15 protein-coding genes and 2 pseudogenes are annotated in these 21,053 nt (G+C 61.5%); all 17 read right to left on the bottom strand.

Features of this window, described 5'->3' with window-relative positions; translation table 11 throughout:
- Nucleotides 1–79: 79 nt before the first annotated feature.
- Nucleotides 80–2,658, bottom strand: a pseudogene (gene mdoH, locus HBO10_RS10410) (glucans biosynthesis glucosyltransferase MdoH); the annotation flags it as partial.
- Complete coding sequence (locus tag HBO10_RS10405) at nt 2,651–4,387, bottom strand: glucan biosynthesis protein G (protein ID WP_034125862.1); 1,737 nt, start codon at nt 4,385–4,387, stop codon at nt 2,651–2,653. The pseudogene mdoH and the gene HBO10_RS10405, both read right to left, overlap by 8 nt.
- 267 nt (nt 4,388–4,654) lie before the next feature.
- Nucleotides 4,655–5,092, bottom strand: coding sequence for a D-aminoacyl-tRNA deacylase (gene dtd / locus HBO10_RS10400; protein WP_034125553.1), 438 nt, complete (start codon nt 5,090–5,092; stop codon nt 4,655–4,657).
- The gene (gene pip / locus HBO10_RS10395) at nt 5,089–6,060 is read right to left on the bottom strand and encodes a prolyl aminopeptidase (RefSeq protein WP_034125552.1); all 972 of its coding nucleotides are present in this window, start codon (nt 6,058–6,060) and stop codon (nt 5,089–5,091) included. The genes dtd and pip overlap by 4 nt, the downstream gene beginning before the upstream one ends.
- Before the next feature lie 103 nt (nt 6,061–6,163).
- Nucleotides 6,164–6,283: pseudogene (locus HBO10_RS31290) on the bottom strand (alpha/beta hydrolase); the annotation flags it as partial.
- A gap of 138 nt (nt 6,284–6,421) precedes the next feature.
- Nucleotides 6,422–7,222, bottom strand: a complete 801-nt coding sequence (gene hutG, locus HBO10_RS10390; protein WP_034125551.1) for an N-formylglutamate deformylase — start codon at nt 7,220–7,222, stop codon at nt 6,422–6,424.
- A 12-nt stretch (nt 7,223–7,234) separates the two neighbouring features.
- Nucleotides 7,235–8,440 (bottom strand): imidazolonepropionase, encoded by a 1,206-nt coding sequence (hutI, locus tag HBO10_RS10385; protein WP_034125550.1) that lies wholly within the window; start codon nt 8,438–8,440, stop codon nt 7,235–7,237.
- Between the two features lie 15 nt (nt 8,441–8,455).
- The gene (locus HBO10_RS10380; protein ID WP_034125549.1) at nt 8,456–9,865 is read right to left on the bottom strand and encodes an amino acid permease; all 1,410 of its coding nucleotides are present in this window, start codon (nt 9,863–9,865) and stop codon (nt 8,456–8,458) included.
- A gap of 164 nt (nt 9,866–10,029) precedes the next feature.
- Entirely contained in the window at nt 10,030–11,568 is a 1,539-nt protein-coding gene (gene hutH, locus HBO10_RS10370) for a histidine ammonia-lyase (RefSeq protein WP_089042090.1), read from the bottom strand.
- 26 nt (nt 11,569–11,594) lie between these two features.
- Complete coding sequence (hutH, locus tag HBO10_RS10365) at nt 11,595–13,103, bottom strand: histidine ammonia-lyase (protein WP_034125860.1); 1,509 nt, start codon at nt 13,101–13,103, stop codon at nt 11,595–11,597.
- 148 nt (nt 13,104–13,251) lie between these two features.
- A complete protein-coding gene (locus HBO10_RS10360; RefSeq protein ID WP_052199928.1) occupies nt 13,252–14,076 on the bottom strand; it encodes a glycine betaine/L-proline ABC transporter ATP-binding protein in 825 nt (274 codons plus the stop codon).
- Nucleotides 14,073–14,924, bottom strand: coding sequence for a proline/glycine betaine ABC transporter permease (locus HBO10_RS10355; protein WP_003187838.1), 852 nt, complete (start codon nt 14,922–14,924; stop codon nt 14,073–14,075). Before HBO10_RS10355 ends, HBO10_RS10360 begins: the two co-directional genes overlap by 4 nt.
- Before the next feature lie 71 nt (nt 14,925–14,995).
- Entirely contained in the window at nt 14,996–15,961 is a 966-nt protein-coding gene (locus tag HBO10_RS10350; RefSeq protein ID WP_034125548.1) for an ABC transporter substrate-binding protein, read from the bottom strand.
- Nucleotides 15,962–16,030: 69 nt separating this feature from the next.
- Nucleotides 16,031–17,476, bottom strand: coding sequence for a cytosine permease (locus tag HBO10_RS10345; protein WP_034125547.1), 1,446 nt, complete (start codon nt 17,474–17,476; stop codon nt 16,031–16,033).
- A gap of 177 nt (nt 17,477–17,653) precedes the next feature.
- Nucleotides 17,654–19,324 carry a urocanate hydratase gene (gene hutU / locus HBO10_RS10340; RefSeq protein ID WP_034125546.1) on the bottom strand — a complete coding sequence of 557 codons (1,671 nt, stop codon included), beginning with the start codon at nt 19,322–19,324 and terminating at the stop codon, nt 17,654–17,656.
- A 389-nt stretch (nt 19,325–19,713) separates the two neighbouring features.
- Nucleotides 19,714–20,274 carry a HutD family protein gene (locus HBO10_RS10335; RefSeq protein WP_034125545.1) on the bottom strand — a complete coding sequence of 187 codons (561 nt, stop codon included), beginning with the start codon at nt 20,272–20,274 and terminating at the stop codon, nt 19,714–19,716.
- Nucleotides 20,271–21,050, bottom strand: coding sequence for a histidine utilization repressor (hutC, locus tag HBO10_RS10330; RefSeq protein WP_169918764.1), 780 nt, complete (start codon nt 21,048–21,050; stop codon nt 20,271–20,273). Before hutC ends, HBO10_RS10335 begins: the two co-directional genes overlap by 4 nt.
- Between the last annotated feature and the right edge of the window lie 3 nt (nt 21,051–21,053).

Below are 21,053 nucleotides of genomic sequence, written 5' to 3'. Positions count from 1 at the left end.
GAGTTAGCGATAAAAAGGAAGAAGCGAAAAACGCTGTAGGACCAACGTTTGAAACACCCCCGAAGTGAGCCTTCGGGGGTGCCTGAATCAGGCCGGTTGGGCCTGGGACGACTGTGGTTGCAGGGGCAGCAACGGCGCGTGCGGATCGGCCTTGATCGAGGCACGCCAAGCGCCTAGCCACTCGGCGTGGCCTTCGCTCCACACCTGCTCATGCAGGCGAGCCAGGGCCACCGGGTCGCTGAGCAAGGCCAGGCGTTCGCTGTTGTTGAGGCCGGCCGGGCCGACTTTCAACGCGTGGCGAACCCGTTCCATGCGCAGGTACTCGATGGGCTCGGCCTCACGGTGCCGCGAGGTCGCCAAGGCGCAGGCCAGGGCGTTCTGCTGCGGGTCTACCACCGAACGCACAAAGCCGTCGTTGAGGGCGTGCCAACGGTTTTCGTGGGTGTACTTCTCGGTCGAGAGCAAGGCTTGCGGCGGATTGTATTCCTCAGGGATCAGGAACAGGCTCTCGTCGCGGGACTTGAGGCCCAGCTTGACCCGGCTGGAAATCACCGACACCGGGATCGACAGCATCAGCGAACCGACGATCGGCACCAACCACCACAGGAAGCTCGGGTTCAGCCACACCACCAGCAGGGCCCACAGGAAGCCCAGCAGGGTTTGCGGACCATGACGCTTGACCGCTTCGCTCCATGGTGTGGAGTCATCGTCACGTTGCGGCGAGTTCCAGGTTGCGGCCCAGCCGAGGAAGGCGGCGAGGACGAAACGGGTGTGGAAGATCATCCGCACCGGCGCCAGCAGCATGGAGAACAACATCTCCAGCAGCATCGACAGGGTCACCTTGAACTTGCCACCGAACTCTTTGGCGCCCTTGGCCCAGATCAAGATGATGCTGAGCAGTTTAGGCAGGAACAACAGCACGATGGTGGTGGAGAACAGCGCTACCGCCTTGTCCGGGTGCCATTGTGGCCACAGCGGGTACAACTGGCGCGGCGCCATGAAGTATTGCGGTTCCATCAGGGTGTTCACCGCCAGCAAGGCCGTGGACAACACCAGGAAGAAGAACCACAACGGCGCCGACAGGTAGGACATCACGCCGGTGAGGAACACCGCACGGTGCACCGGGTGCATGCCTTTGACCAGGAACAGGCGGAAGTTCATCAGGTTACCGTGGCACCAGCGACGGTCACGCTTGAGTTCGTCCAGCAGGTTCGGCGGCAGTTCTTCGTAGCTGCCCGGCAGGTCGTAGGCAATCCACACGCCCCAGCCGGCACGGCGCATCAGCGCGGCTTCAACGAAGTCGTGGGAGAGGATCGCACCGGCAAACGCGCCTTTACCGGGCAGCGGCGCCAGGGCGCAGTGCTCGATAAACGGCTTCATACGGATAATGGCGTTGTGGCCCCAGTAGTGGGATTCACCCAACTGCCAGAAGTGCAGGCCGGCGGTAAACAACGGGCCATAGACGCGAGTGGCGAACTGCTGCATGCGCGCATACAGGGTGTCCATGCCCGACGCACGCGGCGCAGTCTGGATAATCCCGGCATCCGGCGTGGCTTCCATCAGGCGCACCAGGCTGGTCAGGCACTCGCCGCTCATCACAGAGTCAGCGTCAAGAACGACCATGTACTTGTAGTCACCGCCCCAACGACGGCAGAAGTCGTCGAGGTTGCCGCTCTTGCGCTTTACGCGACGGCGACGACGGCGATAGAAGATCTTGCCGAAACCACCCGCTTCGCGGCATACGTCGAGCCAGGCTTGCTGTTCGGCGATGCAGATGTCGGCGTCGTTACTGTCGCTGAGCACGAAGAAATCGAAGCGGTCCAGGTCACCGGTTGCGGCCACCGATTCGAACGTCGCACGCAAACCGGCGAATACACGCGGCACGTCTTCGTTACAGATCGGCATCACCAGGGCGGTGCGCGCATCCTTTGGAATCGGCTCGTCACCGGCGCTTTTACCGGAGATACGGTATTTATCGTGACCGGTCAGCAGCTCCAGGAAGCCCATGAGCGCAGTCCAGAAACCGGCCGACACCCAGCAGAACAGAATCCCGAACATGATCAGGATGCTGGTTTGCAGCGCGTAAGGCAGTACCTGGGTAGCGGTTTGCAGCAGGGTCTGGTTGCGGATCTCGTCGAAGTCGACCAGCGACCAGCCTTGGTACGGCATGATGCCTTTCATGTACCAGCCGGCCACGATGGTCTGGCCCAGCATCAGCACCAACAGGATGTAACGACGGATCGAGCCCACGGTACGCCAGCGCGCAGCCGGCAGTACCCGCTCGTCTTTCGGTGGCTTGGGCGGGTTGGTGCGCCCGGTCATCCGGCGCCAACCGCGCACCAGGATGTTGGTGCGCCAAGGCTCGGGCACCACTTTGGTCCGACGGATCGGCGGCGTGGCCTTTAGGCACACACGACCGCTGGCATCGAGCGCCAGCATCTCGGCGTCTTGCAGCTCTTCGGCGCTGTTGAGGGTCAAGCGGCGGCCAACCGACGCTTGGGCAGCGTCGGTCGGTGCGTCGAAGGTCTTGGACGACAGACGTTCGTGCAGCTCGCTGAAGGACTTGCAGCCCGCCAGCTCGGCGCGCTGCTCAGCCGTCATGGGTAGATGCGCCAGATACTCGGACAGAGTCTCTGGCTTGACTTGAGAATTACTCATCGGCAGGCAACTGATAGCTCCAGGTTTCGGTCAGGACTTGCTCGGTCTTGATCGGCTCCGGCGTGGCTGGGGCAGCCTCAGGCTGTTTGGCTTCCTTGTCCTTGGCGTCTTTCTTGGCCTGTTTCTCATGCTGCTTGGCCAAGACTTTATCGGCCTTGAGCACATGGTTGGAAACCGACTCAGCCTCAGGCTGCACGATATCCTGCACCAGTGCCGCGCGCATTTCGGTCGGCTTGCTTGCGTCCTTGATCTTCATACGCAGGGTCAGGCGCCAGCCTTTGGTGTGTTCGTTGTAGCGCACGCTGTTTTCAACCAGTTCAGCGTTATCACCCACACTCACCTGGCTACGCACCGGGGCGTCCGGCAGCAGTTTCTTCAGGGACGGGCCCTCGAAGTCCACCAGGTAGGCCACGCTGCCATCCGGCTGACGGATCAGGTTCGATTGCTTCACATCACCCGTGGAGCGCAGGGTCTGCTTGACCCAGGCACTGTCCGGCGAATGGAAGGCCGCGTCGTCCAGTGTCCAGTGCAGGCGGTAGGCCACGTCCAGCGGCTTGCCGACTTCCGGCAGTTCGGCCGGGCTCCAGAACGCCACGATGTTGTCGTTGGTTTCATCGGCGGTCGGGATCTCGACCAGGTCGACAGAGCCTTTGCCCCAGTCACCTTCAGGCTCGATCCAGGCGCTTGGGCGCTTGTCGTAGTTGTCGTCCAGGTCTTCGTAGTGGCTGAAGTTGCGGCCACGTTGCAGCAGGCCGAACCCACGCGGGTTCTCGACGCTGAAGTTGCTGACCGACAGGTGTTTAGGGTTGTTCAGCGGACGCCAGATCCACTCGCCATTGCCGGCGTGAATCGACAGGCCGCTGGAATCGTGGAGCTCGCGGCGGTAGTTGAGGACCTTGGACGGCTGGTTGGCGCCGAACAGGAACATCGAGGTCAACGGCGCAACGCCCAGCTTGCTGACCTTGTCACGCAGGAACATCTGGGATTTGACGTCCACTACGGTGTCGGTGCCAGGACGCAGGATCAGGCGATAAGCGCCAGTGGCGCGTGGCGAATCCAGCAGCGCGAAAATCACCAGGTGCTTGTCACCCGGCTTTGGACGCTCGATCCAGAACTCGGTGAAACGCGGGAATTCTTCGCCAGACGGCAACGCGGTGTCGATCGCCATGCCACGGGCAGACAAGCCGTACACCTGATCCTTGCCCACGACGCGGAAATAGCTGGCGCCGAGCATGGTCATGATTTCGTCTTGCTTGTCGGCCTTGTTGATCGGGAAAAGCACACGGAAACCGGCGTAACCCAGCTGTTCGGTGGCTTTAGGATCAAATTTCACGTCGCCGAAATCGAAACGCGTCGGGTCGTACTTGATTTCATGCACGCTGTCGGCGGTGACTTCGTTGATTTTCACCGGGGTGTCGAAATGCATCCCCTGGTGATAGAAGGACAGCTTGAACGGGGTGTTCTGATCGGCCCACTCGGCTTTTTCATTGCGGAAACGAATCTTCTGGTAGTCAGCGAATTTCATTTCGCGGAATTCGTTCGGCAAATTGCTGCGCGGAGCTTCGTATTTCTGCCCAGCCAGCTCTTTTGCCTTGGCCGACACATCATCCAGACTGAACGCCCACAGTTGACCCGCGCCGAACAGGCAAAACAGGGCAGAGCCCGTCACCAGTGCGTTTCGTAACCGTTTGGCAGACAATTTTGGTGCATTACAGGGACTAACAATCACGAGCAACCCTCGCCGAAAACAGATCAAAAAACCAACGGCCAGCTATCTATATGCCAGGTTGGCGAGCAATGTTCCGACTCCTCTGGGGCGAAATGATTCCCCATGCGGTTGTCGGACAAGGCTCTACCTAAGTCAAAAATGGACCAAACAACGCTGATCCCCGTAGCGCGCGATTATCTAGTAGCCCGCGAGACAACGCATCAGGGACAGTGAAGTATTTGTAGCGAAACCCTGCGTTTTTAGGCATTAACGTCGTTTTTCATACATTCATGTCTGTAAGAGGAAGGTCACAGGGCCATCATTGACCAAGTGCACCTGCATATCCGCGCCAAAACGCCCCGACGCCACCTTGCCATGCAATTGTTGCGCTTGTAACAACAAGTGCTCAAAAAGCGCCGCTCCCAGGGCCGGAGGAGCCGCTGTGGAGAAGCTGGGCCGTAGCCCGCTTTTGGTATCCGCCGCCAGGGTGAACTGCGACACCAGCAGCAAACCGCCGCCGATGTCCTTGAGGGACAGGTTCATCTTGCCCTCCTCGTCACTGAACACCCGATAGTTAAGCAGCTTGTGCAGCAGTTTGTCGGCGCTTTCGGGCGTATCTGAAGGCTCGACGGCCACCAGCACCAGCAAACCCTGGTCAATCGAGCCTATCACCTCCCCTGCGACCTCAACCCGGGCGCCACGCACCCGCTGCAACAAGCCCTTCATGCTTCTTCAGGCGGCAGGTCGAGCAGGCGCCGGGCCATTTCGCCGGTCGCACGCACCAGCGCGTCGGTGATGCCCGGCTCGGACGCCGCGTGCCCTGCTTCGCGGATCACCTGCAACTCGCTGTTGGGCCAGGCCTGATGCAGCTCCCAAGCGTTATCCAGCGTGCAGATCATATCGTAGCGGCCATGGATGATGACGCCAGGCAGATGGGCGATCTTGTGCATGTCGCGAATCAGCTGGTTGGGTTCCAGGAAGGAGTTGTTGGTGAAGTAATGGCATTCGATACGTGCGATGGACAAGGCGCGCTGCGGCTCGGAAAACCGTTCCACATGCTGCGGGCTCGGGCACAGGCCCAACATACGGCCTTCCCAGCCCGACCAGGCTTTGGCCGCATGCATCTGGGCGATCTGGTCGTTGCCGGTCAGGCGCTTGTGGTAAGCGGCAATCATATCGTGGCGCTCTTCCACCGGGATGGGTGCCACATAGTCCTGCCAGTAGTCCGGGAACAGGCGGCTCGCGCCCTCCTGGTAGAACCAGCGAATATCCTGCGGGCGGGCGAGGAAGATGCCGCGCACGATCAGGCCATGCACGCGCTCGGGGTGGGTTTGCGCGTAGGCCAGGGCCAGGGTCGAACCCCAGGAGCCGCCGAACAGCACCCATTTGTCGATGCCCAGGTGCTCGCGGATGCGCTCAAGGTCGGCGACCAGATCCCAGGTGGTGTTGTTCTCGAGACTGGCCCTTGGCGTAGAGCGGCCGCAGCCACGCTGGTCGAAGGTGACAATATGGTAGAGGTTCGGGTCGAAATAGCAGCGGCTCTGGGCGTCGCAACCGGAGCCGGGGCCTCCATGGATGAACACGACAGGCAAGCCTTCGGGGGAGCCACTTTCATCGACGTACAGGGTGTGGGTGTCATCGACAGCCAGATCGTGCCGGGCGTAGGGTTTGATCTGCGGGTACCAAGTCTGCATTGCGTGCTCCGTAGGGTGTCGAGTTCATCCCTGGGGGGACGTCTATTATTTTGCCGTCTGGCATCATAAACCCGAATTGTGCAATGAGCATGTCCTTGAGCACTTAGACCTGTGTCAGCAGTTCGCGCCTCAGGTAACCAAGCAGATAGTCATACAGCCGATCCACCTCCGGCACCTGGCCGCGTGCCCGCAAACAACCGTGGGCCAGCCCTTTGCCGGGATGGCGGTGTGTCAGTTGATAAAAGTGTTGCTGAACCCCCGTTATCGCAGGCAAGCCAGCTCCCACATTTCGAGCGCATTCTCATGATAGAGCGCGGTCAAGCGGGCTTGCTCGCGAAAGCTATTGCAGCAGCACCAACAATTACCGGTAGTGCTTCTGCCCCCAAGCCAACAGCCCTTCCAGCAACTGCCTCAACACCACCTGCGTCGGCTCGGCCAAATCATGGCGATAACGGAACGGCTCGAACTCCTCCATATAGGTGCTCTGGCACAACTCCAGCTGCACCGCATGAATATCCTGCGCCGGGTTGCCGTAGTGACGGGTGATATGGCCGCCCTTGAAGCGCCCGTTCAGCACATGGGTATATTGCGGATGCTGAGCGCAGATGGCTTCCAGCTGGCTGGCCAGCTGCGGGTCGCACGCAGCGCCGTTGAAGGTACCCAAATTGAAGTCCGGCAATTTGCCGTCAAACAGGTGCGGGATCACCGAGCGGATCGAGTGCGCGTCGAACAGCAGCGCGTAGCCGAACTCGGCCTTGAGGCGTGCCAGTTCTTCCTGCAGTTGACGGTGGTACGGACCCCAGATTTTTTGCAGGTAACTGGCCCGCTCCTCCTCGGAGGGCGTTTGCCCTTCACGGAACAACGGCACGCCATCGAACAGCGTCTCTGGGTACAGGCCGGTAGTAGCACCGGCATACAGCGGCGCGTTGTCGGAGGGCCGGTTGAGGTCGATGACAAACCGCGAGTACTCCGCCGCCAGGGTGCTGGCGCCCAGCTCTTCGGCAAAGTCATACAACAGCGGGATATGCCAATCGGTATCCGGCAGGCTTTGCGCCTCGGGGATCAACCCGGCCTCCACCGCAGGGGTGAGCCGCAGGCCGGCGTGGGGCATGCTGATCAGCAGCGGCACGCGGCCTTGTTTGAATGTCAGAACCTTATCCACAACTGCATCCTCTCAAACAGTGACGTCGACGCCGTGGCGCACGACGCGTTTATCCAGTTCGCCACCCAGCCAGTAGGCCAGGTCGGCGGGGCGATCGATCTGCCAGGCGACAAAATCCGCGACCTTGCCCACTTCCAGGGAACCATGGGTATCGCCCAGGCCCAACGCGGTGGCCGCGTGTTGCGTGGCGCCGGCCAGGGCTTCTTCCGGGGTCATGCGGAACAGGGTGCAGGCCATGTTCAGCATCAGCCGCACCGACAGCGCCGGTGATGTGCCGGGGTTGAGGTCGCTGGCGATGGCGATCTTCACGCCGTGTTTGCGCAGGGCGTCCATGGGCGGCAATTGGGTTTCACGCAGGAAGTAGAACGCGCCCGGCAATAGCACGGCGACGGTACCGGCCGCAGCCATGGCGATGGCGTCTTCTTCAGTCATGAATTCCAGGTGGTCGGCCGACAACGCGTGGTAGCGCGCCGCCAGGCTTGAGCCATGCAACGACGAGAGTTGCTCGGCGTGCAGCTTCACCGGCAAGCCAAGTTGCTGGGCGACCTTGAATACCCGCTCAACCTGCTCGGGGGAAAATGCCAGGTATTCACAGAAGGCATCGACCGCATCCACCAACCCCTCGGCGGCCAGGGCCGGCAGCATCTGGCTGCAGATGTGCTCGATGTAATCGTCGGCGCGGTCCTTGTACTCCGGCGGTAACGCGTGGGCGGCCAGGCAGGTGGCGCGCACGCTGACCGGCAGCGCTTCACCCAGGCGCCGGACCACGCGCAACATCTTGCGTTCGTTGGCCAGGTCCAGGCCGTAGCCGGACTTGATCTCCACCGTGGTCACGCCGTCACGCAGCAAACTGCGCAGGCGCTTTTCAGCGCTCAAGAACAGCTCATCTTCGCTCGCCGCACGGGTTGCGCGCACAGTGCTGGCAATGCCGCCGCCCTTGGCCGCGATCTCGGCGTAGCTGACACCTTCGAGGCGCTGCTCGAATTCGCCGCTGCGATTGCCACCGAACACCGTATGGGTGTGGCAATCGATCAGCCCGGGGGTGACCCACGCGCCTTGCAGGTCATGCACCTGGGCGTAATCCGCGGTTGGCGCCTGGCTGCGGGGGCCGACCCACTCGATGAGCGAGCCGGCAGTCACCATGGCGGCATCCTCGATGATCGAGTATTTGCCGTTGGCCATGGTTGCGACGTGGCAGTGTTGCCAAAGCGTTTTCATCAACGCCTCCCTAAGTTATCGATGAGACAAAACCGGGTCGTAATCGACCTTGGCCGTTTGCCCGGCGGCAGGCTTGACCCACAGCCAGTAGGCGATGATCAGCAGCACGATCCACACGGCGCCTACCATCAACGCCGCCTGGGTATCCGGGAAGTAACCGAGTACACCAAACACAAACAGCATGAACACAATGGCCGCCGCCGGCGCATAAGGCCAGAACGGCACCGGGAATTTCAGTTCGGCGATCTGCGCCTTGGTCATCGAGCGGCGCATGGCGACCTGGGTAAACAGGATCATCAGCCATACCCACACGGTGGCGAAGGTGGCAATCGAGGCGATCAGCAAGAACACGTTTTCCGGGATCAGGTAGTTGAGCACCACACCGCCGAGCAAGGCGGCGCCCATGACCACCACGGTCATCCATGGCACGCCTTGCTTGGACAATTGCGCGAAGCCCTTGGGCGCCTGCCCTTGTTGAGCCAGGCCGTACATCATGCGCCCGGCGCCGAAGATGTCGCTGTTGATCGCCGACACCGCCGCCGAGATCACCACGATATTGAGGATAGTCGCCGCCGAGCCTATCCCCAGGTTGCTGAAGATCTGCACGAACGGGCTGCCCTGGCTGCCGATCTGCGGCCACGGGTAGATGGCCATCAACACGAACAGGGTGAGCACGTAGAACAGCAGGATACGCAGCGGCACAGCGTTGATCGCCTTGGGGATCACCCGCTGTGGGTCCTTGGCTTCACCGGCGGTGATGCCGATGATTTCGATGCCACCAAAGGCAAACATCACCACGGCAAACGAGGCGATCAGCCCACCAATGCCGTTGGGCATGAAGCCGCCGTGGGCCCACAGGTTGCTCAGGCCGCTGGCCTGGGTTTCGCCCGCCGAGTGAATGCCGAACAACATGATGCCAAAGCCGCCGAGGATCATCGCCACAATGGCACCGACCTTGAGCAACGACAGCCAGAACTCCATCTCGCCAAAGACTTTGACGTTGCACAGGTTCAGGCCGCCGATCAAAAACACGATGCCCAGCACCCAGACCCAACGGGCCACTTCGGGAAACCAGAAGCCCATGTAGATGCCGAACGCGGTGACGTCGGCGAGGCAGACGATGATCATTTCAAAGGCGTAGGTCCAGCCGAGGATAAACCCGGCCATGGGCCCCAGGTAGGTGCTGGCGTAGTGGCCGAAGGAGCCAGACACCGGGTTGTGCACGGCCATCTCACCGAGGGCGCGCATCACCATGAATACAGCAGCGCCGCCGATCAGGTAGGCCAGCAGCACGGCAGGACCGGCCATTTGGATGGCGGAGGCAGAGCCATAGAACAGCCCGGTGCCGATCGCGGAACCGAGGGCCATGAATCGAATATGTCGGGCGTTGAGCCCGCGTTTCAAACCTTTTTCTGGCTGGTGCATTTCTCGTCCCTAATTATTCTTATGAGGAGAAGATCGTTCCCACGCTCGGCGTGGGAACTCCGACCTGGACGCTCCGCGTCCGCTTTTAGAGCGGTGACGCAGAGCGTCACAGGATGCATTCCCACGCGGAGCGTGGGAATGATCAGGCACAGACCGAGTCCCGGTCAGAGGCTTGGCAGCAACTTGGCCGGCACCAGCTCATTCAGGCAGCGGCTGGCGAGCAGCTCGCTGGCGGCGTTGATGTCCGGGGCGAAGAAGCGGTCCTTGTCATAGAACGCCACTTTGTCGCGCAGGATGCCACGGGCTTTTTCCAGCTTGGGCGAGGTCTTCAGGCCGTCGCGCAGGTCCAGGCCCTGGCACGCCGCGAGCCATTCCACCGCGAGGATGCCCCGGGTGTTCTCGGCCATTTCCCACAAACGCTTGCCCGCAGCCGGTGCCATGGACACGTGGTCTTCCTGGTTGGCCGAAGTCGGCAAGCTGTCGACGCTATGGGGATGGGCCAGCGCCTTGTTCTCGCTGGCGAGCGCGGCAGCGGTCACCTGGGCGATCATGAAGCCGGAGTTCACCCCGCCATTGCCCACCAGAAACGGCGGCAGTTGCGACATGTGCTTGTCCATCATCAACGAGATCCGGCGCTCGCTCAGGGAGCCGATTTCGGCAATGGCCAGCGCCATGTTGTCGGCGGCCATGGCCACGGGTTCGGCGTGGAAGTTGCCACCGGAAATCACATCGCCCTCGGCAGCAAAGACCAACGGGTTATCGGACACTGCGTTGGCCTCTACCACCAGCACCTCGGCGGCCTGGCGCAATTGAGTCAGGCACGCACCCATGACCTGCGGCTGGCAACGCAGGGAATACGGGTCTTGCACCTTGTCGCAGTTCTGGTGCGATTGGGACACCTGGCTGCTCTCACCGAGCAGGTCACGATAGGCCGCTGCCGAGTCGATCTGGCCACGCTGGCCACGCGCCGCATGAATACGCGCATCGAACGGCGAACGCGAACCCAGTACCGCTTCCACAGTGAGGCCGCCGCAAGCGAGGGCAGCGGCGAACAGGTCTTCGCCTTCGAACAGGCCACGCAGGGCATAGGCCGTGGACACCTGGGTGCCGTTGAGCAGCGCCAGGCCTTCTTTGGCGGCCAGGGTCAGCGGCGTGAGGCCGGCGATTTTCAGTGCCTCGGTGGCTTCCAGCCATTCGCCCTTGTAACGCGCCTTGCCTTCGCCAAGCAGTACCAGGGACATGTGCGCCAGCGGCGCCAGGTCACCGGAAGCACCCACTGACCCCTTGAGCGGAATGTGCGGGTACACCTCGGCGTTGATCAGCGCGATCAGCGCGTCGATCACCTGGCGACGAATCCCGGAGAAGCCACGGCTCAGGCTGTTGACCTTGAGCACCATGACCAGTCGCACCAGTGCATCGCTGATCGGCTCACCGACGCCGGCGGCGTGGGACAGGACCAGGGAACGCTGGAGGTTTTCCAGGTCTTCGCTGGCGATGCGGGTCGAGGCCAACAGGCCAAAACCGGTGTTGATGCCATAGGCGGTGCGGTTCTCGGCGAGAATCTGCTCCACGCAGGCAACGCTGGCTTCGATCTGGGCCGAGGCGCTGTCATCCAGGCTGAGGGTTACTGGCTGCTGGTAGATGGCACGCAGTTGGGCGAGGCTCAGTTGGCCTGGAATCAGGTTTAGCGCAGTCACATTCATACTCCTTGTGAATTGTTCTTAGGTGTTCAGTGCAAATTCGGTAAAGCAGTGTCTTTAAGCAATTGGGCAGCGGCGGCAATATCCGGCGCCAGCCAGCGGTCCTGTTCATAAGCAGGGACCACTTCGCGCAGCAAACGCCAGGCGCGGTCGGTACCGGCGCCGAAGCGCTGGTCCTTGAGAAACTCGAAAGCCTGGGCCGCCAGCAGGTACTCGATAGCAAGAATCTGGGTGACGTTGGCCAGCACCTGGTGCAACTTGAGCGCGGCGTTGGTGCCCATGCTCAAGTGGTCTTCCTGCAGGCCTGAGGTGACGAAATTGTCGAGCACCGCCGGTTGCGCCAACTGGCGGTTCTGCCCGCACAAGGACGCGGCGACGTACTGCACGATCATCATTCCGGAGTTGACGCCCGGGTTGCTCACCAGGAAGGCTGGCAGGCCGCTGACATGCGGGTTGACCAGGCGGTCCAGGCGACGCTCGGCCACCGAACCGATCTCGGCCATGGCGATGGCGAGCATGTCGGCCGCCAACGCGACGGACTGTCCGTGGGGGTTGGCCTGGGACACCACGCGGTAGCTGTCTGGGGTGCCCAGCACCAGCGGGTTGTCGGTGGCGCTGTTGAGTTCGGTCTCGATCTGGCGCGTGGCGTGTTCCACCTGGTCGCGGGCCGCGCCGTGAATCTGCGGGATCGAGCGAATGCTCAAGGCGTCCTGGGTGCGAATACCCTTGCTGCTGGCAATCACCTCACTGCCATCGAGCAGGGCACGCAGGTTGATACCTACGTGCTGCATGCCAGGATGCGGTTTGAGAGCAATGATTTCTTCGTCAAAGGCGTCGATCTGGCCGCGCTGGGCTTCGAAGCTCATGGCACCGATCACGTCGGCCCACTGCAGCAAGTGATGCGCGTCGGCCAGGGCCAGGCAGCTCAGGCCGGTCATGCACGGCGTGCCGTTGACCAGGCACAGGCCGTCCTTGGCGCCGAGCACCACCGGCTGCAAGCCTTCAGCCTGCAACGCGTGTTGCGCCGTGACGATCTGGCCGCGATAACTCACATTACCAACGCCCAGCAGGGCCACGCCGATATGGGCCATGTGGGTCAGGTACCCCACCGAGCCTTGGGACGGTACTTGCGGGGTGATGCCGTGGTTGAGCAGCGCCAGCAGCGCGTGTACCACCTGCGGATGCAGGCCGGATTTGCCGTGGCTGTAGTTGATGATCGCCGCGCAGATGATCGCACGGGTTTGCTCATCGCTGAGCACCGGGCCGACGCCGCAGGCGTGGCTCAACAGCGTATTGCGCGACAGTTGGCTCAGTTGCTCGGTCTTGAGCGAGACGTTGCACAACGCGCCCAGGCCGGTGTTGACACCATAGGCACGCTCGCCGCTGGCGACGATGCGCTGCACGATGGCCTGGGCATTGTCGATACGCGCCCAGGCGTGGCCCGACAGTTCGAGCATGGCGCCGTGGCGGGCGACGGCGGCGACGTCCTGCCAGCGCATGGGGGTGTCGGCGATGATGATTTTGGTTGCCTGGGACATCTTCATACCTTCTTCAATTCTTAGGCAGCATTGATCGTTCCCACGCTCTGCGTGGGTACGCCGCCTGGGACGCTCTGCGTCCCCCCAAGTGACGCGGAGCGTCACGAAATGCGTTCCCACGCGGAGCGTGAGAACGTTCAAGCCCGGATCAGACCACCGCCGCCCGCCGCTGAACAAAGCGGTCCACATACTCATCCGCCGGCGAATGCAGAATCTCTCGCGGCGTGCCGACCTGGATCAGCTTGCCGTCCTTGAGGATCGCAATGCGGTTGCCGATGCGCACGGCCTCGTCGAGATCGTGGGTGATGAACACGATGGTCTTGTGCAGGGTCTTTTGCAGTTCGAGCAACTGATCCTGCATCTCGGCGCGGATCAACGGGTCGAGGGCGCTGAAGGCTTCGTCCATCAGGATGATGTCGGTGTCGGCCGCCAAGGCGCGGGCCAGGCCCACGCGCTGGCGCATGCCACCGGACAGCTGGTGCGGGTATTTGTTTTCGTAGCCTTTGAGGCCCACGGTTTCGATCCAGTGCAACGCACGTTCGGCGCAGACTTGCTTGGTTTCGCCACGCACTTTCAGGCCGTAGGCAACGTTGTCGAGCACGCTCTTGTGCGGCAGCAGGCCGAAGCTCTGGAACACCATGCTGATCTTGTGCCGACGGAATTGGCGCAGGGCTTCCATGTCCAGTTGCAGGATGTCTTCGCCATCCACCAGGATCGCGCCGCTGGTGGGGTCGATCAGGCGGTTGAAGTGGCGCACCAGGGTGGATTTGCCCGAACCCGACAAGCCCATGATCACAAAGATCTCACCGGTGCCGATGTTCAGGGACAAGTCATTGACGCCGACCACGCAACCGGTCTCGGCCAGTACCTGGTCTTTGGTCTTGCCCTGGCCGACCATGGCCAGCGCATCCTGGGCGCGTGCGCCGAAAATCTTGAAGACGTTTTTGACTTCGATTTTGCTGACAGTCGTCATTTGCTCGCCTCATGCCGTGGGCGGCCATAAGCCTGGGTAATGCGGTCGATGACCACTGCAAGAATCACGATCGCCAGCCCGGCTTCAAGGCCACGGCCAACGTTGAGGGTCTGGATGCCGACGAGTACGTCTTCACCCAAGCCACGGGCACCGATCATCGAGGCGATCACCACCATCGACAGCGCCATCATGGTGGTCTGGTTGATCCCGGCCATGATGCTTGGCAGCGCCAGCGGCAATTGCACGCCGAACAGTTGCTGCCAGCGGTTGGCGCCGAAGGCGTTGATGGCTTCCATGACCTCGCCATCGACCTGGCGAATACCCAGGTCTGTCAGGCGAATCAGCGGCGGCGCGGCGTAGATCACTGTAGCGAAAATCGCCGGGACCTTGCCCAGGCCGAACAGCATCAGCACCGGGATCAGATACACGAAGCTGGGCATGGTTTGCATGATGTCCAGCAGCGGCATCAGCACCGAACGCAGGCGATTACTGCGCGCCGACAAGATACCCAGGGGGATGCCGATCAACACCGAAATCACCGTGGCCACCATCATCAATGCCAGGGTTTGCATCAGCTTGTCCCACAGGCCAACGGCGCCCACCAGGAACAGCAAACCGACGATCACCGCCGTGGTCACCACCTTGCGTGTGGCGTGCCAGGCGATGCCCCCGACGATGGCCAGCATCAGCCACCAGGGCGCTGCGCGCAGCAGGCCTTCCAGGTTGACGATGGCCCACAGCAGCGTATCGGAGATGTGCCGGAACACATCGCCGTAGTTGGTGACCAGTGCGTCCACCCAACCGTTGACCCAGTCGGCGATGGAAAAGGTAAAGCTCTCAGGAAACATATCGTGCTCTCGATCCAGTGGGTTGTGGCCAGCCGCCCGGCCACCCTTGAGGGTAGCCGTGCACACTTGACCTACAAGGCCGCGTCGATTTTCTTGGCTGCGTCTTCGCTCACCCAGGCGTGCCAGACTTCAGGATGTTCCTTGAGGAATATTTTCGCCAGTTTCGGCGACTCGATCCGCTCCTTGGCCATGCGGCCCAGGTTCTGGTTCAGCAGGTCGATGGGCAGGTTGACCTTTTCCAGCACGGCCACCAGCTCCGGGGCTTGTTCGTGGAAAGTCTTGGAGAGGCCGACCTTGATGCTCACGGTTTTGTCCACGCCGGGCTTCTCTTCCAACTTGACCAGATCGACCTGGCCCATCAGCGGTGTCGGTGACCAGTAGTAGAACAGGATCGGCTCGCCACGCTTGTAGCTCGACAGTACCGCCGCATCCAGCGCCGGGCCGGTGCCCGGGCGGAAGTTGGTGTAGGTGCTTTCCAGGCCGTAGCTCTTAAGCATTTCGCTGTTGTCCAGCTCGCAGGTCCAGCCGGCCGGGCAGTTGTAGAAGCGGCCCTTGGACGGCTCTTCCTGGTCCTTGAACACCGAGGCGTATTTGGCCAGGTCGGCGATGCTTTTCAGGTCCGGGGCCTTGGGTTCGAGCTTGCGCTTGGCGTCACCTTCGATCACATAGCGCGGCACGTACCAGCCTTCGACCGCGCCCACCACCGGGGCACCGACGCCAACGACTTTGCCGGCCTTCTCGGCTTTGTTCCAGACCTCGCTGCGGCCTACCCACTCCTCGGCGAACACTTGGATATCGTTGCTGCCCAGGGCGTTTTCCATGGTGATGGAATTGCCCGGCAAGCTGTCGGTTTTGCAGTCGTAGCCTTTTTCGAGCACGGTTTGCAGGATGTCGGTGAGCAACATGCCGCTTTCCCAATTCAGGCCGGCGAATTTCACCGGTTTACCCGACTCGCACCAACCGGCCGCCTGGGCGCCGGCACTTGCCAGCACGCCGGCCGCGAACAAAGTAGCCAGCAAGGTCTTATTCATAGTCATTGTTGTGACGCTCCCAATCTTGAAATGGATTACGGCAGTCAGTAGGCGTCCTGCCCTGTCCACGTCCCATCAGGCTTGTGCAGCCAGCTCGTTTGTTATGGGTGAAGCGCCCTGCTCTTTTGGCAGGATCAGGTGATCGGGTACCGTGCCGTGCCATTTTTTCGCACACACGTAATACAGGGCCGCCGGCAGTACCAGGCCGATGATCCAGGAGATATCCACATCACCCAGCGCGGCCACCAGGGGGCCGGTGTAGAACTTGGTGGAGATGAACGGCAACTGCACCAGTACGCCGAACACATAAACGCTGATGCCCAGCAGGTTCCAGCGGCCGTAGCGACCGTTCGGATCGGCCAGCGCCGGCACGTCATAACGCTCGCGGGTGATGCAGTAGTAATCCACCAGGTTGATCGCGCTCCAGGGCGTAAAGAACGCCAACAGGAACAGGATGAACGACTTGAATGCACCGAGGAACGAATGCTGGCCGAGCAACGCGATCAGCGTGGCCGTGCCGACGATCATCAACACGAATACCAGACGCTGCAGACGCGTGACCTCCAGACGCCCACGAAAGCCGCTGATGATAGTGGCGATGCACATGAAGCTGCCGTAGGAATTGAGCGTCGAGATGGTGACCTTGCCGAACGCGATGCTGAAATACAGCAACGCAGCGGTGGCCCCCGTGCCGCTCAAGCCAACGATGTACGCCACCTCGTGACCGGCAAACTGCCCGTTGGACATGGCCGCGGCAAACACGCCGAGGACCATCGCCACTTGGGCCCCGATGACCGAACCTGCGCCAGCAGCGAGAAAGGTTTTGACCGATGAGGTGTGGCTCGGCAGGTAACGCGAGTAATCCGCCACGTAAGGGCCGAACGCAATCTGCCAAGAGGCCGCCAGCGACACGGCCAGCAGGAAACTGCTCCAGCTGAAGTGGCGGATCTGCAGGAGCGCGCCAACGTCGGTCTGGCTCATCAGGCGGCTGAACAGGTACACAAAGGCAACCACGCCAATCAGGCTGGCGACCCGGCCGATGAAGTGGATCACCCGGTAACCCAGCACCGTGACCAGCACGATGACACTGGCGAAGATCAGGATGCCGACGCTGTCGCTGACCCCGAACAACTGGCCCAGCGCCTGGCCCGACAACACGGTACCGGTGGCGGTGAAACCCAGGTACATCAAGCACACCAGCACAATCGGAATGGCCGCGCCATACACGCCGAACTGCACCCGGCTGGAAATCATCTGCGGCAGGCCAAGCTTGGGCCCTTGCGCCGCATGCAGCGCCATGACGCCACCGCCGATCAATTGACCGATGAGCAAGCCGATCAACGACCAGAACACATCACCGCCCAGCACCACGGCCAGCGCCCCGGTGACAATCGCAGTGATCTGCAGGTTGGCACCCATCCACAGGGTGAATTGACTGAATAGACGACCATGTCTTTCCGCTTCCGGGATGTAGTCGATCGAACGTTTCTCGATCAACGGGGTGGTGTCGTTTGCAGCCATGTTGTTCAACCTCTGATGGATTGTTTTGTATGCATCTTGCTCTTCTGTGGGAGCTGGCTTGCTGTGGCGAGGGAGCTTGCTCTCGTTCGACAGCGAAGCTGGAGCCGGCTTTTTGGGGCTGCTTCGCACCCCAGCGCAAGCAAGCTTGCTCGCCACACAAGCCCACCCCACATTGAGTTACTTGATCATCGGCAGGTTCAGGCCTTGTTCCTTGGCGCAGTCGACAGCGATCTGGTAACCCGCATCCGCATGACGCATCACCCCGGTCGCCGGGTCGTTGTGCAGCACGCGGGCAATCCGCTCGGCCGCTTCGTCAGTACCGTCGCACACAATCACCATCCCCGAGTGCTGGGAGAAGCCCATGCCCACGCCGCCACCGTGGTGCAGCGAGACCCAGGTGGCGCCGCTCGCGGTGTTGAGCAAGGCGTTGAGCAGTGGCCAGTCGGACACAGCGTCGGAGCCGTCCTGCATGGCTTCGGTTTCGCGGTTCGGGCTGGCGACCGAGCCGGAGTCCAGGTGATCACGGCCGATCACGACCGGCGCGGACAGCTCGCCGCTGCGCACCATTTCGTTGAACGCCAGGCCCAACTTGGCACGCTGGCCCAGGCCGACCCAGCAGATACGTGCCGGCAGGCCCTGGAAGCTGATGCGCTCGCGGGCCATGTCCAGCCAGTTGTGCAGGTGGGCATCGTCCGGGATCAGTTCTTTGACTTTGGCGTCGGTCTTGTAGATGTCTTGCGGGTCGCCGGACAGCGCCGCCCAACGGAACGGGCCGATGCCACGGCAGAACAGTGGGCGGATGTAAGCCGGTACGAAACCTGGGAAGTCGAACGCGTTTTCCACGCCCTCTTCCTGGGCCATCTGGCGGATGTTGTTGCCGTAGTCGAAGGTCGGGATGCCTTGCTTCTGGAATTCGAGCATGGCTTTGACGTGGACGGCCATCGACTGCTTGGCGGCCTTGATCACGGCGGCCGGCTCGGTCTTGGCGCGAGCGCGATATTCGTCCCAGGTCCAGCCGGCCGGCAGGTAGCCATTGAGTGGGTCGTGGGCACTGGTCTGGTCGGTGACCATGTCCGGGCGCACGCCGCGCTTGACCAATTCCGGCAGGATCTCGGCGGCGTTGCCCAGCAGGGCGATGGAGATGGCCTTGCCTTCCTTGGTGTACTTGGCGATACGCGCCAGGGCGTCGTCGAGGTCCGTGGCCTGCTCGTCGACGTAGCGGCTGTTCAGGCGGAAGTCGATGCTGACTTGCTGGCACTCGATGTTCAGCGAGCAGGCGCCGGCCAGGGTTGCGGCCAATGGCTGCGCGCCGCCCATGCCGCCGAGGCCGGCGGTGAGCACCCAACGGCCGGTCAGGTCGCTGTTGTAATGCTGGCGGCCGGCTTCCACGAAGGTTTCGTAGGTGCCTTGAACGATGCCCTGGCTGCCGATGTAGATCCAGCTGCCGGCGGTCATCTGGCCGTACATGGCCAGGCCCTTGGCATCCAGTTCGTTGAAATGCTCCCAACTGGCCCAGTGCGGTACCAGGTTGGAGTTGGCAATCAGCACGCGCGGGGCGTTGCTGTGGGTCTTGAACACGCCGACTGGCTTACCGGATTGCACCAGCAGGGTTTCGTCGTCGTTCAGATTGGTGAGGCTCTCGACGATCTGGTCGTAGCACTCCCAGTTGCGCGCCGCACGGCCGATACCGCCGTACACCACCAATTCTTTGGGATTCTCGGCCACTTGCGGGTCGAGGTTGTTCATCAGCATGCGCAGCGGCGCTTCGGTCAGCCAGCTTTTGGCGGTGAGCTTGTTACCGCGGGCGGCGCGGATTTCGACGTCACGGTATTTTGTAGGCTTGGTCACAGCTAGGACTCCTCGGCGATCGATGCGCGAACATGGATGGTGCGAAGTCTTACGCACACATCTTTACTTGTATGTACAAGCATATGCAATCGAGCGGCCAACTTTTGAAATGAGCCTCGCAGATTTTTTCCAAAGGCGCGCGCAAGCCTTGATAATCAAGGCTTGGAGGTTTGATGAAATTTCTTACGGAGGCGTTTTACAGCAAAGAGGATTTGTCACGACAGCGTGGCTTTGCGTCACGCTGGGGCGTTCGGTAACAAATTGGTGCGCGGTCTTGGGAACAGCGCACAAACAAATATGGGAGCTGGCTTGCCTGCGATAGCGGTGTGTCAGTCAGCACATCCTAGCCTGATACACCGCTATCGCAGGCAAGCCAGCTCCCACAGTTTTTAACCGCGTGCGGTCAGTTCGATGATGCAGCAGCGGCCTGTGACCGATATTTCCAGCAGTTCAGTGTTACCGTCCACTTGCAGGCAATCGTAATGGCCCAGCTTCTCGCCCAGCACCGTCACTTCATCCGCCACGCTGAACACCAACAGCGTCTGCGCCGTGCTGAAAAACCGCTGCACGCCATCCACCCACTGCAAGCGTGCGTGGTAACGCTGTGGCGAGTAGATCAGATTGAAATCGCGAATCGGCCCGGTGATCAAACGGCATGACACCTGGCTTTCGCCCTTGAACGCGAACGGCTGCAACGGTAACAACCCGCGCTGCTCCTCACCGTCTACGGTCAGCACCATGCCGGCGCCTTTGATCACCGTAATCACTCGCTGGTAACCGGCGAAGGTGGAAAACCCACCCGACTCGGCGATATCGGCAATCGACAAACGCCAGCCAAATCCATCCAGGCCGGTGCCGGCGTCGCGACTGATTTCTTCGGTACTGCCGCCGCCGTTCTTCCACGGCATGCGCACGTAGTCGGCGGCGCGCCAGACGTTGATCTCACTCATTTACTGAAGCGTCCTTCGAGGCTGTGACGGGAACCGGGGTGGATCAACCGCGCCGCAGTCACCGGCTGGCGACCCGACCAGGTGCGTCGGCGAATCAACAGGCACGGCTCGCTCGGCTCGATCTGCAACAACTTGCACTCGGCGGCATCGGCGAGAATCGCCTCAACCACATGCTCACCCTCAGTCAACGGCGCGACCTGGTTCAAATAGGCATACGGGGTTTGCTGGGTGAAGTCCTGCTGCAGGTATTCCGGCGCGACCAGGGCGTTGACGAAACGGTCTTCGATTTGCACAGGAATGTCGTTCTCGTAATGCACGATCAACGAGTGGAACACCCGCCCGCCTTCGCGCATTTCCAAGGCGACGGCGCGCTCGGAACCAGCAGCTTCTTCGCCCAGGGTGATGACCTGGCAAGTGTGCCGATGCCCGCGGGAGGCGATTTCATCGGCGATATTGTGCACTTCAAACAGGGCCGACTGGCTTTTCGGCTCGGCAACAAACGTACCCACACCCTGCATACGCACCAACAAGCCTTCGGCGGTCAGCTCGCGCAGGGCACGGTTGATGGTCATGCGGCTGAAGCCCAACTCGCTGACCAGCTCGCTTTCCGACGGCACGCGGTAATGGGGCGGCCAGTTGCCGTTGAGGATCTGCTGGCTGATCATCTGTTTGACGCGGGCATACAAGGGCGCCGGACTTTCGTCCATGTGGGCAGCCAGCGAAGAGTTGGCGGGCGGAGTCGGCACAGGGAATCCTTGCAGGGGAAAAAGATGCATAGA

It is taken from the genome of Pseudomonas sp. WS 5503 (genome assembly GCF_012985385.1).
Classification (GTDB): domain Bacteria; phylum Pseudomonadota; class Gammaproteobacteria; order Pseudomonadales; family Pseudomonadaceae; genus Aquipseudomonas; species Aquipseudomonas paracarnis.
Note: the sequence above shows the minus strand (reverse complement) of the source record. Positions and strands in the feature narration are given on the sequence as shown.

What these genes read in the sequence shown, in the direction of transcription:
- dtd (WP_034125553.1), bottom strand. Translation starts at nt 5,092, where the DNA reads ATGAAGGGCTTGTTGCAGCGGGTGCGTGGCGCCCGGGTTGAGGTCGCA.
- pip (WP_034125552.1), bottom strand. Translation starts at nt 6,060, where the DNA reads ATGCAGACTTGGTACCCGCAGATCAAACCCTACGCCCGGCACGATCTG.
- hutI (WP_034125550.1), bottom strand. Translation starts at nt 8,440, where the DNA reads ATGAAAACGCTTTGGCAACACTGCCACGTCGCAACCATGGCCAACGGC.
- HBO10_RS10380 (WP_034125549.1), bottom strand. Translation starts at nt 9,865, where the DNA reads ATGCACCAGCCAGAAAAAGGTTTGAAACGCGGGCTCAACGCCCGACAT.
- hutH (WP_089042090.1), bottom strand. Translation starts at nt 11,568, where the DNA reads ATGAATGTGACTGCGCTAAACCTGATTCCAGGCCAACTGAGCCTCGCC.
- hutH (WP_034125860.1), bottom strand. Translation starts at nt 13,103, where the DNA reads ATGTCCCAGGCAACCAAAATCATCATCGCCGACACCCCCATGCGCTGG.
- HBO10_RS10360 (WP_052199928.1), bottom strand. Translation starts at nt 14,076, where the DNA reads ATGACGACTGTCAGCAAAATCGAAGTCAAAAACGTCTTCAAGATTTTC.
- HBO10_RS10355 (WP_003187838.1), bottom strand. Translation starts at nt 14,924, where the DNA reads ATGTTTCCTGAGAGCTTTACCTTTTCCATCGCCGACTGGGTCAACGGT.
- HBO10_RS10350 (WP_034125548.1), bottom strand. Translation starts at nt 15,961, where the DNA reads ATGACTATGAATAAGACCTTGCTGGCTACTTTGTTCGCGGCCGGCGTG.
- HBO10_RS10345 (WP_034125547.1), bottom strand. Translation starts at nt 17,476, where the DNA reads ATGGCTGCAAACGACACCACCCCGTTGATCGAGAAACGTTCGATCGAC.
- HBO10_RS10335 (WP_034125545.1), bottom strand. Translation starts at nt 20,274, where the DNA reads ATGAGTGAGATCAACGTCTGGCGCGCCGCCGACTACGTGCGCATGCCG.
- hutC (WP_169918764.1), bottom strand. Translation starts at nt 21,050, where the DNA reads ATGCATCTTTTTCCCCTGCAAGGATTCCCTGTGCCGACTCCGCCCGCC.